14 protein-coding genes are annotated in these 14,809 nt (G+C 34.4%); 11 read left to right on the top strand and 3 right to left on the bottom strand.

What is annotated here, in order from left to right; translation table 11 throughout:
* The first annotated feature begins 7 nt into the window (after window positions 1-7).
* The 8 genes from NITER_RS03790 (at window position 8) to NITER_RS03755 (ending at window position 6,926) form a co-directional block, all read left to right on the top strand.
* On the top strand, window positions 8-790 hold the full coding sequence (locus NITER_RS03790) for a M48 family metallopeptidase (RefSeq protein ID WP_143779642.1): 783 nt from the start codon (window positions 8-10) through the stop codon (window positions 788-790).
* 41 nt (window positions 791-831) lie between these two features.
* Window positions 832-1,269 (top strand): CoA-binding protein, encoded by a 438-nt coding sequence (locus NITER_RS03785; RefSeq protein WP_084275802.1) that lies wholly within the window; start codon window positions 832-834, stop codon window positions 1,267-1,269.
* Complete coding sequence (ilvA, locus tag NITER_RS03780) at window positions 1,266-2,477, top strand: threonine ammonia-lyase (RefSeq protein WP_084275803.1); 1,212 nt, start codon at window positions 1,266-1,268, stop codon at window positions 2,475-2,477. Before NITER_RS03785 ends, ilvA begins: the two co-directional genes overlap by 4 nt.
* On the top strand, window positions 2,477-3,385 hold the full coding sequence (locus NITER_RS03775; protein WP_084275804.1) for a Ppx/GppA phosphatase family protein: 909 nt from the start codon (window positions 2,477-2,479) through the stop codon (window positions 3,383-3,385). The genes ilvA and NITER_RS03775 overlap by 1 nt, the downstream gene beginning before the upstream one ends.
* Window positions 3,386-3,445: 60 nt before the next feature.
* A complete protein-coding gene (locus NITER_RS03770) occupies window positions 3,446-5,140 on the top strand; it encodes an acetolactate synthase large subunit (protein WP_084275805.1) in 1,695 nt (564 codons plus the stop codon).
* Between the two features lie 2 nt (window positions 5,141-5,142).
* Window positions 5,143-5,610 carry an acetolactate synthase small subunit gene (gene ilvN, locus NITER_RS03765; RefSeq protein ID WP_084275806.1) on the top strand — a complete coding sequence of 156 codons (468 nt, stop codon included), beginning with the start codon at window positions 5,143-5,145 and terminating at the stop codon, window positions 5,608-5,610.
* The gene (gene lpxD / locus NITER_RS03760) at window positions 5,607-6,566 is read left to right on the top strand and encodes a UDP-3-O-(3-hydroxymyristoyl)glucosamine N-acyltransferase (protein ID WP_084275807.1); all 960 of its coding nucleotides are present in this window, start codon (window positions 5,607-5,609) and stop codon (window positions 6,564-6,566) included. The genes ilvN and lpxD overlap by 4 nt, the downstream gene beginning before the upstream one ends.
* 63 nt (window positions 6,567-6,629) lie before the next feature.
* The gene (locus NITER_RS03755) at window positions 6,630-6,926 is read left to right on the top strand and encodes a hypothetical protein (RefSeq protein ID WP_197685317.1); all 297 of its coding nucleotides are present in this window, start codon (window positions 6,630-6,632) and stop codon (window positions 6,924-6,926) included.
* On the opposite strand, the gene NITER_RS03750 is transcribed toward NITER_RS03755, so the two are convergent.
* Complete coding sequence (locus NITER_RS03750) at window positions 6,923-8,875, bottom strand: glycyl radical enzyme family protein (protein WP_084275808.1); 1,953 nt, start codon at window positions 8,873-8,875, stop codon at window positions 6,923-6,925. The genes NITER_RS03755 and NITER_RS03750 overlap by 4 nt on opposite strands.
* Before the next feature lie 91 nt (window positions 8,876-8,966).
* Here NITER_RS03750 and NITER_RS03745 point away from each other — a divergent pair, with 91 nt between their 5' ends.
* The 3 genes from NITER_RS03745 to NITER_RS03735 are packed head-to-tail and all read left to right on the top strand — an operon-like array spanning window position 8,967 to window position 12,926.
* Window positions 8,967-10,652, top strand: a complete 1,686-nt coding sequence (locus NITER_RS03745; RefSeq protein WP_084275809.1) for a hypothetical protein — start codon at window positions 8,967-8,969, stop codon at window positions 10,650-10,652.
* 35 nt (window positions 10,653-10,687) lie between these two features.
* Window positions 10,688-12,742, top strand: a complete 2,055-nt coding sequence (locus NITER_RS03740; protein WP_084275810.1) for an STT3 domain-containing protein — start codon at window positions 10,688-10,690, stop codon at window positions 12,740-12,742.
* A gap of 1 nt (window position 12,743) precedes the next feature.
* Complete coding sequence (locus NITER_RS03735; protein ID WP_084275811.1) at window positions 12,744-12,926, top strand: hypothetical protein; 183 nt, start codon at window positions 12,744-12,746, stop codon at window positions 12,924-12,926.
* Here the strand turns inward: NITER_RS03735 and NITER_RS03730 are convergent.
* Together NITER_RS03730 and cysE are read right to left on the bottom strand one after the other, a co-directional pair.
* On the bottom strand, window positions 12,923-14,095 hold the full coding sequence (locus NITER_RS03730; RefSeq protein WP_084275812.1) for a pyridoxal phosphate-dependent aminotransferase: 1,173 nt from the start codon (window positions 14,093-14,095) through the stop codon (window positions 12,923-12,925). The genes NITER_RS03735 and NITER_RS03730 overlap by 4 nt on opposite strands.
* 3 nt (window positions 14,096-14,098) lie before the next feature.
* Window positions 14,099-14,806 (bottom strand): serine O-acetyltransferase, encoded by a 708-nt coding sequence (gene cysE, locus NITER_RS03725; RefSeq protein ID WP_197685371.1) that lies wholly within the window; start codon window positions 14,804-14,806, stop codon window positions 14,099-14,101.
* Window positions 14,807-14,809: the final 3 nt, after the last annotated feature.

The following is a 14,809-nucleotide window of genomic DNA, read 5'->3' as shown; positions in this document are numbered from 1 at the left end:
ATTTTCTGTGAAAAAATTTTTTGCACTTATTACAGTACTTCTTTTGTTTGTAGCTTGTACTAAAAACCCCTATATACATAGATCACAACTCATTCTCATATCTCCACAGCAAGAGATCCAGATAGGTCTGAATGCCAAGCAGCAGATACTTCAAAGAGCAAAAGTTTCTCACAACCCCTATTACAATCGTCTTGTCAAAGAGGTTGCAACGCGTATTGCTAAAGTTGCGGATGAGGAATTTCATCCAGGATATAGATGGGAGTTTTATGTATTAGAGTCTCCACAAGTAAATGCTTTTTGTCTTCCTGGTGGGAAGATATTTGTCTATACTGGACTTTTAAAGCTTATTGATAATCCAGATCAACTAGCAGCTGTTATAGGCCATGAAGTAGCACATGCAATACTGCGTCATGGCAGTGAGAGAGTATCTATGGCTATGATTGGTGAAGTTGGAAAGAAACTCTTAGCACAAGGCTTGAATATTAATGAGAGAGGATGGGGACCACTTTTTGATCTTGCCTATGGTGTAACGGCACAGTATGGTGTTCTCTACCCATATAGTAGAAAATTTGAATATGAAGCTGATAAACTTGGACTTTATCTTATGTATAAGGCTTGCTATAACCCCTATGAAGCAATAAAGTTTTGGTATAAAATGATGCAGCAAAGCAGGAAAAAAGTCCCAGAGTTTCTCTCTACCCATCCATCTGACGAACACCGGATAGAAGCTTTACGTAAATATATAAAAGAACTTATTACCATCAAACGGGATTGCTCAAGGAGATTTTAGTTATTATTTGTTAAAATCGCATCAATTTATAAAGGAGTACTATGGAGTGCGAATTTCCTACAATCAATGCAAATATGGATGAAATAAAGGCTATTTTCGAAAAGACTCAAACAATTGCTGTAGTAGGTCTCTCTCCAAATCCTACCAAAGATAGTCATAGAGTAGCCGCCTATTTACAAAGTGTTGGCTTTAAAATAGTTCCCATCTATCCTAAAGAAGATGAGATTTTGGGAGAAAAAGTCTACAGATCTCTTGCAGAAATTCCTTTCAAGATAGATATGATCGATATATTTCGTAAACCAGCTGCTGTAATGCCCATTGTAGAGGCTGCTATCCAAAGAGGAGATATCGATACAGTTTGGCTGCAAAAAGGCATCGTGAACAATGAAGCTGCCAAAAAGGCGCAAGAAGCTGGTATGAAAGTAGTGCAAAATCGCTGCACAATGGTAGATCATAAAATGCTCTTTGGTGCGCAATGATAGCACTACAAGATATCCAACAAGCTGCTAAGCGTATTGAGTCAGTAGCGAGTAAAACTCCCTATGCGTATGCACCGATTTTAAGTAAAAAATGCGGATATAAAATCTTTTTAAAAAAAGAGAATCTGCAAGTAACAGGTGCTTTTAAACTGCGAGGTGCTTTTAATAAAATTGCAAAAATCTCTCAAGAAGAAAAAAATAGAGGCGTTGTGGCAGCAAGTGCGGGCAATCATGCTCAAGGAGTTGCTTTTAGTTCCAACTACTTTCAAATTCCAGCTACAATTGTCATGCCAGAAAATACACCTTTGACAAAAGTCAATGGTGTGAAATCTTATGGTGCTAGTGTCATCCTTCATGGCAGCAATTATGATGAAGCCTATGCTTATGCAGTGCAGTATGCAAAAGATCATAATAAAACCTTTGTCCATCCATTTGCTGATTATGATGTGATGGCAGGGCAGGGAACAATAGCCTTAGAGATTTTAGATCAAGCAAAAGATCTCGATGCTATTTTAGTGCCAATAGGTGGTGGTGGATTGATTGCAGGAATAGCAAGTGCTATTAAGCAGATAAATCCAAAAATTCAAATCATCGGTGTGACGGCTGCAGGAGCACCTGCGATGCGTGAATCTTTCCAACTTGGACGTCCTGTTGATTCTACACAAGTACGCACTATTGCAGATGGCATTGCGGTACGTGACACCTCTCCAGTTACTCTAAAAATAATTTTAGAAACAGTAGATGATATAGTAGAAGTTGATGATGAAGAGATTGCAGATGCAATTTTGTTTTTACTTGAAAACCAAAAGCTTGTTGTAGAAGGTGCTGGAGCTGTTGGAGTTGCAGCGCTTTTGTATGAAAAATTGACTCTTCCTGAAAATGCAAATATTGCAGTAGTACTTAGTGGAGGTAATATTGATGTAACAATGCTCAGTGTCATTATTGAAAAAGGTCTTATCAAATCCTATCGTAAGATGAAACTTATTGTAACACTTGTAGATAAGCCTGGAAGCCTCATGAAGCTTACAGAGATTTTAGCAAGTGTAAGTGCCAATATTGTACAGATCGGATATGATAGAACTTCAGCAAATCTTGCCTATGGAGATGCCAATGTCTCTATTGGGCTTGAAACAAAAGGCAAGGAGCATCAAGAGCAGATCCGCGAACTTCTCACTCGTCATGGATTTAGATTCTATGAGGAGAAGTGATGGCAATTGGTATTGATATCGGTTCAAACTCTCTTCGCGTGGTCAAAATCAATTGTGAAACACTAAAAAAAGTTGCTGAGTATGAAAAGGTAGTACGAACTGCTGAAGAACTTGCAAGTACAAAAAAAATTTCTGAAGCTGCAACGAAACGTATTATTGATGCCTTACAAGAAGCAAAAGAGAAAATTAGATTTGATGAACCGTTCAAAGCGGTTGCAACAGCTGCTTTTCGCAAAGCTAACAATGCAAAAGAGGCAGTGGAAAAAATTAGACAAGCAACTGGTATCAATGTAGAGATCATAGATGAGGAACAGGAGTGTTTTTACAGTGTGCAGGGTGTAAGCTTTGGTCTTCGAAATGCCGGTAAAGATACAGAGAAATTTTTGATGGCTGATATTGGAGGTGGATCTACAGAAATAATTCTCAAACATAGAAGCAGATTACTCTTTCATAGTTTCCCCTTGGGAATTTTAACTACAATATCTCTGTATAAAAGTCGAGAAGAGATTGTTTTAGGAATTAAAAAGCAGATGGGAGCTATAAGGGAGTTTTTGCAAGATAGTTTTGAGTTTTTTGGAAAACCAAAAATTTTTGTAGGTACTGGTGGTACACCTGCAACAGTAGCAGCTTTGAAGCTTGGTATGGAGTATGCTACCTATGATGCTACAAAAGTTAGCGGTTCAATAATAAATATTGATGATATAAAAGAGGCTTTTTATGAGCTTATACGCCTTGATCCTCGCAAAAGAGCAAAACTTGTGGGAACAGGAAGAGAAGATGCAATAGTAGCAGGTCTTGTTATACTTGAAGAGCTTTGTAAAGTAGCTGGATATAGTGAAATGGTAGTGATTGATGAGGGTGTGCGTGAAGGTGTTGCCCTGGAAATGTGTAAAATAGGAGAAAATTAGTTTGATTTTTTTCGCAAATTGGATAAAATTAAAAAAAGTTAATTTGGAGTAGGAGAACATATGGCACAGATGAGCGGTGCACAGATGGTAGTTGAAGCCATGAGAGAAGAGGGGGTAGAAGTAGTTTTTGGATACCCCGGTGGTGCAATCATGAATGTATATGATGAGATTTATAAACATCGCTATTTTGAACATATTCTTACACGTCATGAGCAAGCAGCTGTCCATGCAGCAGATGGCTATGCAAGAGCAACAGGAAAAGTTGGTGTAGCGTTTGTCACAAGTGGGCCTGGATTTACCAATGCAGTAACAGGTCTTGCAACAGCATATATGGATTCTATTCCTTTAGTAGTTGTGAGTGGACAGGTACCCCTTTCTATGATCGGGACAGATGCATTCCAGGAGATAGATGCTGTAGGTATCAGTAGACCGTGTACGAAGCATAACTATTTAGTCAAAAGTGCTGAAGAGCTACCACATATTTTGGCTGAGGCTTTTTATATTGCAAGATCGGGAAGACCTGGTCCGGTACATGTAGATATTCCAAAAGATGTTACTGCACAGATAGCCGAGTTTAACTATCCAAAAGAGATAAAGCTAGAAACCTACAAGCCAACCATCAAAGGAAATGCACGCCAGATAAAAAAGGCAATTGAAGCGATTGCACAAGCTAAAAAACCGGTATTCTATCTTGGTGGTGGTATTATTCACTCAAATAGTGCAGATTTAGTGCGTGAACTTGTCCAAGCTACACAGATCCCAGCTGTTGAGACTCTCATGGCTCGAGGAACTCTTCGCTATGATGATGAATTGCTTCTTGGTATGGTTGGTATGCATGGAACATATGCAGCAAATATGGCGATGAGCGAAGCAGATCTTTTGATAGCTTTAGGGCCGCGTTTTGATGATAGAGTTACAGGAAAGCTTTCAGAATTTGCTAAATATGCACAAATCATCCATGTAGATATTGATCCAAGTAGTATTGGAAAGCTTGTACATGTAGACTATCCAATTGTTGGGGATCTCAAAAAAGTCCTTGAAGAGATGGTGCCTCAAGCAAAAGAGAAGGTGGATCCAAGCAGATATGAGCCATGGAGAGATATACTTAGACGCTATAACGAGCTTCATCCTTTAACATATGAAGATAGTGATGAAGTGCTAAAACCTGAATGGGTAATCCAAAGAGTTGGAGAAAAACTCAAAGGAAAAGCAAGAATTTCTACTGATGTGGGGCAGCATCAGATGTGGACTGCACAATTTTACCCTTTCACGCGCCCAAGAGAGTTCATTACAAGTGGTGGACTGGGAACAATGGGGTTTGGTTTCCCAGCAGCTATGGGGGTGAAAAAGGGTATACCTGATGAAATAAGTGTCAATATCAGCGGAGATGGTTCAATTTTGATGAATATCCAAGAGCTTATGACAGCAGTGGAGTATAGATTGCCAGTTATTAATATTATTTTAAATAATAACTATCTGGGCATGGTTCGTCAGTGGCAAACATTTTTCTACGATAAACGCTATGCTGAAACCGATCTCTCTATGCAGCCAGATTTTGTGAGATTGGCTGAGAGCTTTGGAGGAGTCGGGTATCGCGTCAAAACGAAAGATGAGTTTGATAAAGCGCTTGATGATGCTATTAGCAAAGGCGTTGTAGCACTTATCGATGTTGTGATCGATAGATATGAAAATGTATTACCTATGGTTCCTGCTGGGGGAAGTCTTTACAATATGCTTTTAGAGTATAAGGATTGATAATGAGTGAAAGAAGAGTAATTTCGGTAATCGTATTGAATGAGCATGGCGTACTTACACGTATTACCGGGCTTTTTGCAGCAAGGGGATACAATATTGAGACCTTGACTGTTGCACCTATTCCAAACAGCAAATATTCACGTTTGACAATAGTAACGAGTGGGAGTCCTCGTGTCATAGAGCAGATCATAAAGCAGCTGCACAAACTCATACCAGTATATAAAGTTATTGAACATAGTGAGCTAGTAGAAAAAGAGATGGTAATGGCAAAAATCCCTCTAGAAGAGAGGCTTTCAGATGTTGAAGCTTTATGTCGTGCATACAATGGTAATATTGTAAATATAGGACAAGATAGCGCTATTATTATGGCAGCAGATGAGCCAAGTAGGATTGCAAACTTTATTAGTGCGTTAAAACGTTTTAATCCAAAAGAGATAGTAAGAAGCGGTGTTGTGGCGATAGAGCGATGAGATTAAGTGATATAGCAAAACAGTTTGATCTTGAACTTGTAGGAGAGGATAAAGAGATCCACTCTCTTGCAGCCTTGCAAGATGCTAAGCCAGATCAACTCTCTTTTTTAGAAAATAAAAAGTACCTCAATGCACTCAAAAAAACACAAGCTGGTGCAGTTATTGTAAAAAAAGAGTTATTATCCCTTTTGCCAAAAGGGGTAAGTGCTCTTATTAGTGAAGAGCCCTATCTCACCTTAGCCTATATCTCCAAACTTTTTGCAAAAGAGCCTATGAGTAAAAGCGGAAAAGAGCCTCAAATTGGCAATAACTGCACTATAGCTCAAAATGTCTCCATCGGATTTAATTCTGTCATTGGCGATAATGTCACTTTAATGCCCGGAGTTGTCGTAGGAGAGAATGTAACAATAGGCGATAATACACTCGTCTATCCTAATGTTACAATCTATCGTGACTGTCAAATAGGAAAAAACTGCATCATTCATGCAGGAACCGTGATAGGGAGTGATGGATATGGCTTTGCTCATACAAAAGATGGAAGACACGTTAAAATATATCAAAACGGCAATGTAATTATCGAAGATGATGTAGAGATTGGGGCAAACTGTGCAATTGATAGGGCAGTTTTTGGATCAACCATCATAAAAAGAGGCACAAAAATTGACAATCTCATACAAATTGGACATAACTGTATTGTAGGTGAAAATGTTCTCATGGCTGGACAGTCCGGGCTTTCTGGATCTACTATTGTTGGTAAAAATGTTACTATTGGGGGACAGGCCGCAACTGCAGGACATCTTACAATTGGAGATTATGCAGTCATTGCGGCACGAGGCGGAGTAACAAAATCTATTCCTGGCGGAAAAGTCTATTCCGGTTTTCCTCTCATGGAGCATAAACAGTGGCTCAAACTTCAAGCACTTCTCGCTCGACTTCTTAAAAGAGGTAACTGCTAGAAAAGTATCATTGAAAAACGGATGTTTTTGTTATAATCGTTGTAAACAATAAAGGAGGGCGATATGGCAAAAACACATAGTGAGATTAAACTATTCCATCTTCATGGAACAAAAGATGGAGTTGTAAGTGTAGCACACATTACTGAGCCTTATGGGGAAGGGAGCGAGCCAGTTGTGAGTATAGGGATCTCTTTGAAAGGTAATGCTCTTGATCCAGAATGGAAGGTGCATATCCCTTACGAAAATATTGATGATCTCATTGAAGCGCTAGAACTTGCAAAAAAAGAGTTTGGTAAAGACTATGTTCCAAGTGAGCATGCTACGCCACTTGACAATGAGGAAGGAATTGGTGGAGACTAAGAGAGGCTGCAGCTTTTAGGGCTGCAGTACTCTTGTGAGACTGCTCTATGGTGACGTAATTCATTCCATGGAATTTTTGGAATTTTTTTGACTCTCTTTTCATACTCTTCTTGTGTGATCGCTTCAAAAGGTTGCTGTGGATAAATCGCATTCTCTTTTGGCATAAGGGTAGTTGATTTGAGCATTGGTAGAAATATTTTGAGAATTTTTGCAAGATCTTTTGGTCGATACTGTTTTGGATCAAATTCAATAGTATTAGAGACCATATTATCTGCCCACTCTCTTTGAAGCGTTGTAAGTACCATCATCTGTTCCCAAACAGTTACATTTTGCAAAGATCTAGGATTGTTATAGTGGAGAGGAAATGCAAAAATAGCAGTTTGTGGATCATAAATATCTTTTTCATACTCCATGCCATTTTGTATAAGGAGTTGTGCTAAAGGTGTATGAAGCCCTACTCTTATGCGGCGTAAAGAATAGGGAGCAAGAGGATAGTGCATTCCAGGACTTGTGCCAGCTAGGAGACTAATTGTACCTGATGGTTTTACTGCAGTCACTTTCAAAGAGGGAGGGATTCCAGCTTCAAGTGCCAAGGAAGTATTGATACTACGCACTTTTTCGTAGCCTTTACGAAGCCATTTGATAAGAGTATCGAAACCAATTTTTTCTATTGCATCTGCTACTCCTGAGACACTTACACCTGTTCTTCTATTTCTTGCTACTATCGCATTGGTCTCTTCTCTATGTGTAGGAAGAAGATTAACGGTTGATGCATAAAATGTAGCATACGCAACCAGTTCTAAAAACTCTTCTAAGCTATCACACTTTGAGATAAAGATCTCTGCAAGATTACATAACTCATAGCTCTCCAGTGCTATTTCGCCACAGGGATTACTGAGCCATGCTTTATCTTCTATGATTTGTCCAAATCTTCCATACTTTTGCATATTTTCTAAATGTAAAATACCTGGCTCTCCATTTTGGTAAATATGTTCTGTGAGATTATCAATATGATGAAAATCGTTGATATTTTTTAATATTACTGAATTATTAGAGATCCATCCATACTCTTTTCGCTCAGGATAGCGCTCATAGTTTTTCAGATTGAGAAATGTTTCATCATCTGGGTCTCCAATTGCAATTTGAGCAGATCTGCGAATATTTCCAGAGACAACACATACGCCTATATGGTTGAAAATATCAACAATAGCACGCGTTTTATCAATTTTTCCATCAAGATAATCATCAAGAGTATTTTCTAGTGCTCTATGGAGTTTTTGCAGCGGTTCTGGACCCGCTGCAACGCCGCCAAATGTTTTCAAAGGCGTTCCTGCTGGCCTTATTTGAGAGTAATCAAAATGATAAAATGGTCTATTTTTAGTATAGCTTTCCAAAAGAAGTCTCACAGATTTTACCCAACCCTCTTTGCTATCTTCTATTTCATAAAGTTTGTAATTTTTTTTATCAGGCCTATAAGCTTTCCCATCCCATGCAGTATTAAATCCTACTCCTGCACCAACCATGAGCATATCCATTGCCCACTCAGCTGCAAGAGCAAGATCAGAGCTATCTACTGCTGCGCAATTATACAGCGCTGCACTTCCTCTTTCATACATATATTCCGCTCCCATAATCCAGAGTCCCCTACCAGGAGGGAGCCATTTGAGTTGATGCATAGCTATTGCAAATTTTTTGGCAAAGCTTTGCCAATATTCTTCATCCCAGTGGAGATGGTGTTTTATATAGTAGTCTTTACGGATTGAAAAAACGCCTTCAGTAACACGAATTACTACATCTTTCCAATTTTCATTAGAACTATCTGGTTTTATTCGACTATAGCTACGATAAAACACTACTTCACTAAAAAGTCCGAATCCAAAACTTACTGGAAGCTTTTTTAGCTCTTCTTTAGTTTCTAATGATAAAATAAACTTATTTTTAACGTACATTATAATTCCTTATTTAAAAATTAATAAAAATAAGCATAGTTTGTTTTAAGTTATAGAAAATATTGAAAATATTATAAATTGTAGTGAAATTATGAAAAAATTAAAAGAAAAAAATTATTTTGTAACTATATTATTGGTATTATATTGCTTATTCTATATTTTACCACTCTATAAAGTTCTGTTTACTACTAATGATGATGCAAATTTTTATCTTTTTTATATTCAACATCCAAATCTTTTTGAAGAGAGTTTTAAGTATATTACACATGTAGGAACAAGGCCACTTTTTCCTTTTATTATGCAAATACCTTATTTAGTTGATAACTTTTTTTATATCAAAAGTGTTCAAATAGCATTTTTTGTGTTTTCAATATTAAGTGTAGCATTTTTATTATTTAAAATATTTAAACAAAAAAGTATAAGTTATCTTTATATTGTTTTGTTTTTCATTTTCATGCAATTTACATTTCAACATAATATACTTTTTGCTTATCCTGTTTATTTTCATTTTGCTATTACGCTTTTAGCTTTATCTATGGTATTTTTAATCGATTTTTTTATAAAAAAAGAAATTTATTATTATTTTTCAAGTATTCTTTTTTTTGTTATTCCCCTTTTTATGTATGAAATGCATATTATTTATGTTGTTTTATATTTTATAATCATAATTTCTTTTGTAAAGAGGGTAAGAAAAATTATTTTTTATTTTTCTCCTTTTTTACTTTTTTCTTTTATATTGATAGTATTAGATTTTTATTTGAAGACACATTATCCTAGAGGATATGCAGGAACAAAAATTGATATCAGCTCTTTAAAACTTGTAGTCCAATCTCTTATTTTCCATACCTCTTCCGCTTTTCCTTTATTTAATATTTTATATCTCAAACATATCATAAAACACTACAATGAATATCATTTTCCTCATTTGCAATTACCTTACTTACATTTTGTTGATTATATAAAAGCATTTATAGGTGGATATTTATCTTTTTACTTCCTTAAAAAAATTGATTTTACAAAAATATCATCGCATTTAATTTACATGACATTAATTATTAGCTTTATTTATATATTTTTGCCAAATTTGCCGATCTCATTAACTAAAAAATACCAAATATGGGCACAACATTTAAATTTCCATTATGTTACGACTCATTATAGTATAATAGCTATGAATATCTTTATTTTATCATTTATACTTTTATATATTAAACAATCTTCATCTTATGTACAATATAATAATCATATAAAAGTAAGCGTTGTTGTGATCGTTTTCATTTCATTAATGAATTCATATGCAAATAGGGGAATTTATAAGTATTTATATTTATCTAGTGGAAAATGGAAACTTATGAATACATTTATTAAAAGTAAAATATATAAAAATATTCATCAACCTATAGATATTTCATCTTTTTATATTCATGAATACTCTATAATGAGATTAAATAAAAACTATTGGAATAGATATTTTTATTATAAAACTGGTCAGAAACAGGATTTTAAAAATGGTTGTAAGAATTGTCCTAGACTTTTGATTTTTCAAAATCCTAAAAATTTGAATGAAGTACTTATTTTTGAAACATTTGATAAAATATTTTTCTTATCATATAAGCCTATATATAAATTAAAATTCAAGATAATTCGAAATGGCACCATTGTGTCAAAATTGATTGATTTAAAACAAATCCTACTTGGTGTTTATGAGGCGGTATATGTAAAACCAAAAAAGATGAAAGGTTTGAATGATGTTATATTGGTTGATAAATATTATTAATTATAATCCGAAAATATTTTGTATGGATAAAAATAATGTATAAAAATTGGCTGAAATATATATTTACTGCTTATATTTTCTCTTTATTTTTTCGCTTGTTACTTTTTGTTGTAGCATATAATAATCCTGATTTTTTATTCAATAATCATATTATTGCTTTATGGACTGCTGATGCTGGACTTTATGGTCATTATGCAAAAGATTTACTCCATGGAGTATATCATCCTTTAAATAATGAGACTTTTTTAAGTTATGTAATTTTTTGGATTGTAAAATATACTCATATTGATTTAGAAAGTGTGATTTTTTTTCTTCCTGCTTTCTTTGCTTCTTTGATTGTTATTCCTATTTTTTTAATTTTTGCTTTTATCAAATTGGAGAAATTAGGTTTTTGGAGTGCTATTATCTCTTCTATAGCTATGAATTACTATTTTCGCACCCATTTAGGATATACTGATACAGATATATTAAATTTTTTCTTATTTTTCATGATCATTGCCTCATTTATTGGTACAGTAGAAACTAAAAAAATTTTTTGGTCAATACCTGGGGCTTTAAGCATGCTTTTTTTTCTTTATTGGTATCACTCAGCAAGACCTTTAGTTTTTGCACTTCTTGGATTTTATGTACTCTATCTTCTTCTATTTGATCGTAAAAATAATGTTGCATATCTTGCATTTTTTATTTATAGTACAGCATTTTTTCCAATCTCAGTCTTGTTAAAAATAGGATTTATTGCAATTGTACCATTCATTTTTTATTATCTTTTAAAAAATATAAAAATTTCGTATAAAATTTTTTTGGCTTTATTCATCATAGCGGCTTTAGCATCTACTTATTTTGCTATAAGATTCCACATATACAATAGAGCATTAGATTATTTAATAAAAAAAGATGTATACATTCTCAAGGAGAAAAGTGGTAAAAAAATAGCAATAGCAGCTACACTTAAGACAGTTGCTGAGTCAAAAGGAATTACTCTTAATCAACTTTTTACATATAGTAGCGGCTCTTCTATTTTCTTTTGTTTAGGTTCATTAGGTTTGTTATTACTAATTTTTCATTTTCGTACTATGTTTTTTTTACTTTTGCCCTATTTACTAGCCCTCTTGTCTATAAAAACAGGAGTACGTTTTACTACATTTGGAGTCCCCGTCATAATTATGGGAAATCTTTATATTTTTTGGTATTTTTATAAAAAATTAGAAAATAGGTTTTTTTCAAAATATGTTTATTATGTCCCAGCGACATTCTTACTTATTTATTACCTTAATATATTAAACCAATATAATCATATGCTATCTCCTTTTTTTATAAAAGGAGAATTAAAAGCTATAGCTCAACATCTTAATAAAAATGATAAAGGATATATTCTTACATGGTGGGATTATGGATGGCCACTATGGTATTATACAAATAAAAGAACTCTGATAGATAATGGAAAATATCAATATGATACATATATAGTAGCAAAAACTCTGTTTTCTTATGATCAAAATTTTATTCAAAGATTCGATCAATATTTTATAAAACAGTACGATAAAGTATATCCTGGCGTAATTCTTCCAAAAGTAATAAAAAAGATACCACTAAATGAACTTATAACGAAACTATATAATAATGAATTAAATTTATCAGAAAAACAAAAAAAATATAATATTTATTACTATTTTGATGACAAGATACTAACAAAACTTCCAGTAATAGAAAGTTTTTCTTATCTGAAAGGAGAGAAAAAAAGAGGTTTTATTTGGATAACTAAACTTCGCGCTTACTCTCCTTCAAAAGGGATAATTATTGGTGACAATGTTAGGATAAACCTAAAAAATGGAATTTTATACACTCCAAAAGGAAAAGATGAAATAGGAAATTTTTATGTTATTGATGGAAAACATATTTTAAATATTTTAAACTATAGGAAAAATGATCTTGCTATTATAATTTATAAAAATAAATATATTATAGGTTGTTATAAATATATAAATAGCTTTTTTTTCCGTGCTTTTTTCTTTAATGATCTTGATAAAACTCTTTTTAAAACAGTGCATTTTGACAAAGATGCAAAAATATTTCAATTAATTGGAAAATAGTGTGGAAGAGTTAGTACTTTGTTTTTTATTTATAATGGCAGGTTTAGTAGCTATGTTGCTTGGACATTTTTCTATTATTATGTGGTTAGCTGGAATAATTTATATTTTTTTTCTCATAGGTAAACAAATTATTAGAGAAAAAAATATAAAACAACACAATTCTGAAAATAGGGCTCGTAATTAAGCCCTATATGTGGCAACAAAGCGTTTTATTCTCTCTATTCCTTCTTCAATACTTGTCATATCTGTAGCAAAACTAAAACGAAAATACCCTTCACTCCCAAATCCGATACCAGGAACCACTGCAACGCCTTCTTGCTCGAGAAGCTTTTTTGCAAAAAGCATAGAATCTTTTTCGATTTGTGAATGATTGACAAAGAGATAAAAGGCTCCATCTGGACTAAGAACTGAAATGCCATCAATTGCATTGAGAAGTGCTACTGCTCTGTCACGCCTTTTTTCAAACTCTTTGCGCATCATCTCAATATCATTTTCTATAGTTCCATCAAGTCCCGGAATAGCAGCCTTTTGAGTTATTGAATTGATATTGGATGTGCTTTGGCTTTGTAATTTTTTCATAGCTTTCACAAGTTCTGTTTGAGATGAAGCGAGATAGCCAAACCGCCAGCCAGTCATTGCTGCAGATTTACTCAGACCATTAATTGTGATTGTGCGTTCAAACATATCTTCGTTAATACTTGCTGCACTTGTAAATTTTGCTCCACCGTATACTAACTTTTCATACATCTCATCACTAGCTACAAAAATTTTCGTTCCAGCTAGTACTTTTGCTAATGCTTCAAGCTCCTCTTTTGTATATACTGCGCCTGTGGGATTGGAAGGGGTAGTAAGAATAAGTAGTTTTGTTTTTGGTGTTATGGCATCTTCGAGCTGTTTTGGAGTTATTTTAAATCCATTTGACTCATTAGTAGGAATTATAACAGGTTTGCCTCCAGCATATTTGACAAGTTCAGGATAGGTTACCCAATAGGGAGATGGAATTATAACTTCATCACCTTCATCAATAAGCACCTGTGTGAGGTTAAAGAGACTCTGTTTAGCCCCATTGCTTACTATTATATGTTCCGGTTTATAACTTAGACCATTATCTCTTTGAAGTTTTCCAATTATTGCTTCTTTGAGCTCAGGAATACCATCTACAGCTGTATATTTTGTAAATCCTTCATTTATCGCTTTAATAGCTGCATCTTTGATAGCCTGCGGTGTATCAAAATCTGGCTCTCCAGCTGAAAAGCTCAGAACATCCTTACCGTTTGCTTTGAGTTCCCTAGCTAATGAAGTTATAGCCATAGTAAGAGATTCACTCAATTGATCTATTCTGCGTGCAAGCATGTATTAATCCTTTAATTTCATAGATTTTAAAAACTCTTGATATATTTTATCAAGTTCTTCCTCTTTTTTAAGAAGATCTTTATCTCCAGACATATAAGCGTGTTCAAGGAGCGCAAAACGTTTCAAAAGATATTCGAACAACTCTTTATCTATATCAGGAAGTTTGTTGTGAGAGAGTTTTCCACGATCAAACCCTTTACTCACCACACGTGCTGGAATACCTACAGCTGTAGACTCATCTGGAACGTCTTTAACTACTACAGAGTTTGCTCCAATTTTAGCATTTTTGCCAATTGTAATATTACCAAGCACTTTTGCTCCTGCACCAATAACAACACCATCTTTAATAGTTGGATGCCGTTTTCCGTGAGAAAGACTGACTCCTCCTAATGTTACTTGTTGATATATAAGAACATCATTTCCTATTTCTGTTGTCTCTCCTATAACAACACCAATACCATGATCGATAAAAACTCTTCGACCAATTTTTGCAGCAGGATGAATGTCAATTCCGGTAAAGATTTGATTTATGCCCATGAGTATACGTGCTGGAAGTTTGAGTCCCCATGAATAGAGTTTATGAGCAATACGGTACCAAAAAATACTCCATACTCCTGGATAGTTTGTAAGAAGTTCAAATTTAGAGTGAATTGCTGGATCTCTCTCCCAAACTATTGAAAAATCCTCTTTTATTAACTGAAAAAAGGAGATCCC

This window comes from Nitratiruptor tergarcus DSM 16512 (assembly GCF_027946175.1).
Classification (GTDB): Bacteria; Campylobacterota; Campylobacteria; order Campylobacterales; family Nitratiruptoraceae; genus Nitratiruptor; species Nitratiruptor tergarcus.
Note: the sequence above shows the minus strand (reverse complement) of the source record. Positions and strands in the feature narration are given on the sequence as shown.

Bases quoted from the DNA above. Each gene is read 5' to 3' on its own strand.
- ilvN (WP_084275806.1), top strand. From the start codon at position 5,143: ATGAGTGAAAGAAGAGTAATTTCGGTAATCGTATTGAATGAGCATGGC.
- lpxD (WP_084275807.1), top strand. From the start codon at position 5,607: ATGAGATTAAGTGATATAGCAAAACAGTTTGATCTTGAACTTGTAGGA.
- NITER_RS03745 (WP_084275809.1), top strand. From the start codon at position 8,967: ATGAAAAAATTAAAAGAAAAAAATTATTTTGTAACTATATTATTGGTA.
- NITER_RS03755 (WP_197685317.1), top strand. From the start codon at position 6,630: ATGGCAAAAACACATAGTGAGATTAAACTATTCCATCTTCATGGAACA.
- NITER_RS03770 (WP_084275805.1), top strand. From the start codon at position 3,446: ATGGCACAGATGAGCGGTGCACAGATGGTAGTTGAAGCCATGAGAGAA.
- ilvA (WP_084275803.1), top strand. From the start codon at position 1,266: ATGATAGCACTACAAGATATCCAACAAGCTGCTAAGCGTATTGAGTCA.
- NITER_RS03730 (WP_084275812.1), bottom strand. From the start codon at position 14,095: ATGCTTGCACGCAGAATAGATCAATTGAGTGAATCTCTTACTATGGCT.
- NITER_RS03775 (WP_084275804.1), top strand. From the start codon at position 2,477: ATGGCAATTGGTATTGATATCGGTTCAAACTCTCTTCGCGTGGTCAAA.
- NITER_RS03750 (WP_084275808.1), bottom strand. From the start codon at position 8,875: ATGTACGTTAAAAATAAGTTTATTTTATCATTAGAAACTAAAGAAGAG.
- NITER_RS03785 (WP_084275802.1), top strand. From the start codon at position 832: ATGGAGTGCGAATTTCCTACAATCAATGCAAATATGGATGAAATAAAG.
- NITER_RS03740 (WP_084275810.1), top strand. From the start codon at position 10,688: ATGTATAAAAATTGGCTGAAATATATATTTACTGCTTATATTTTCTCT.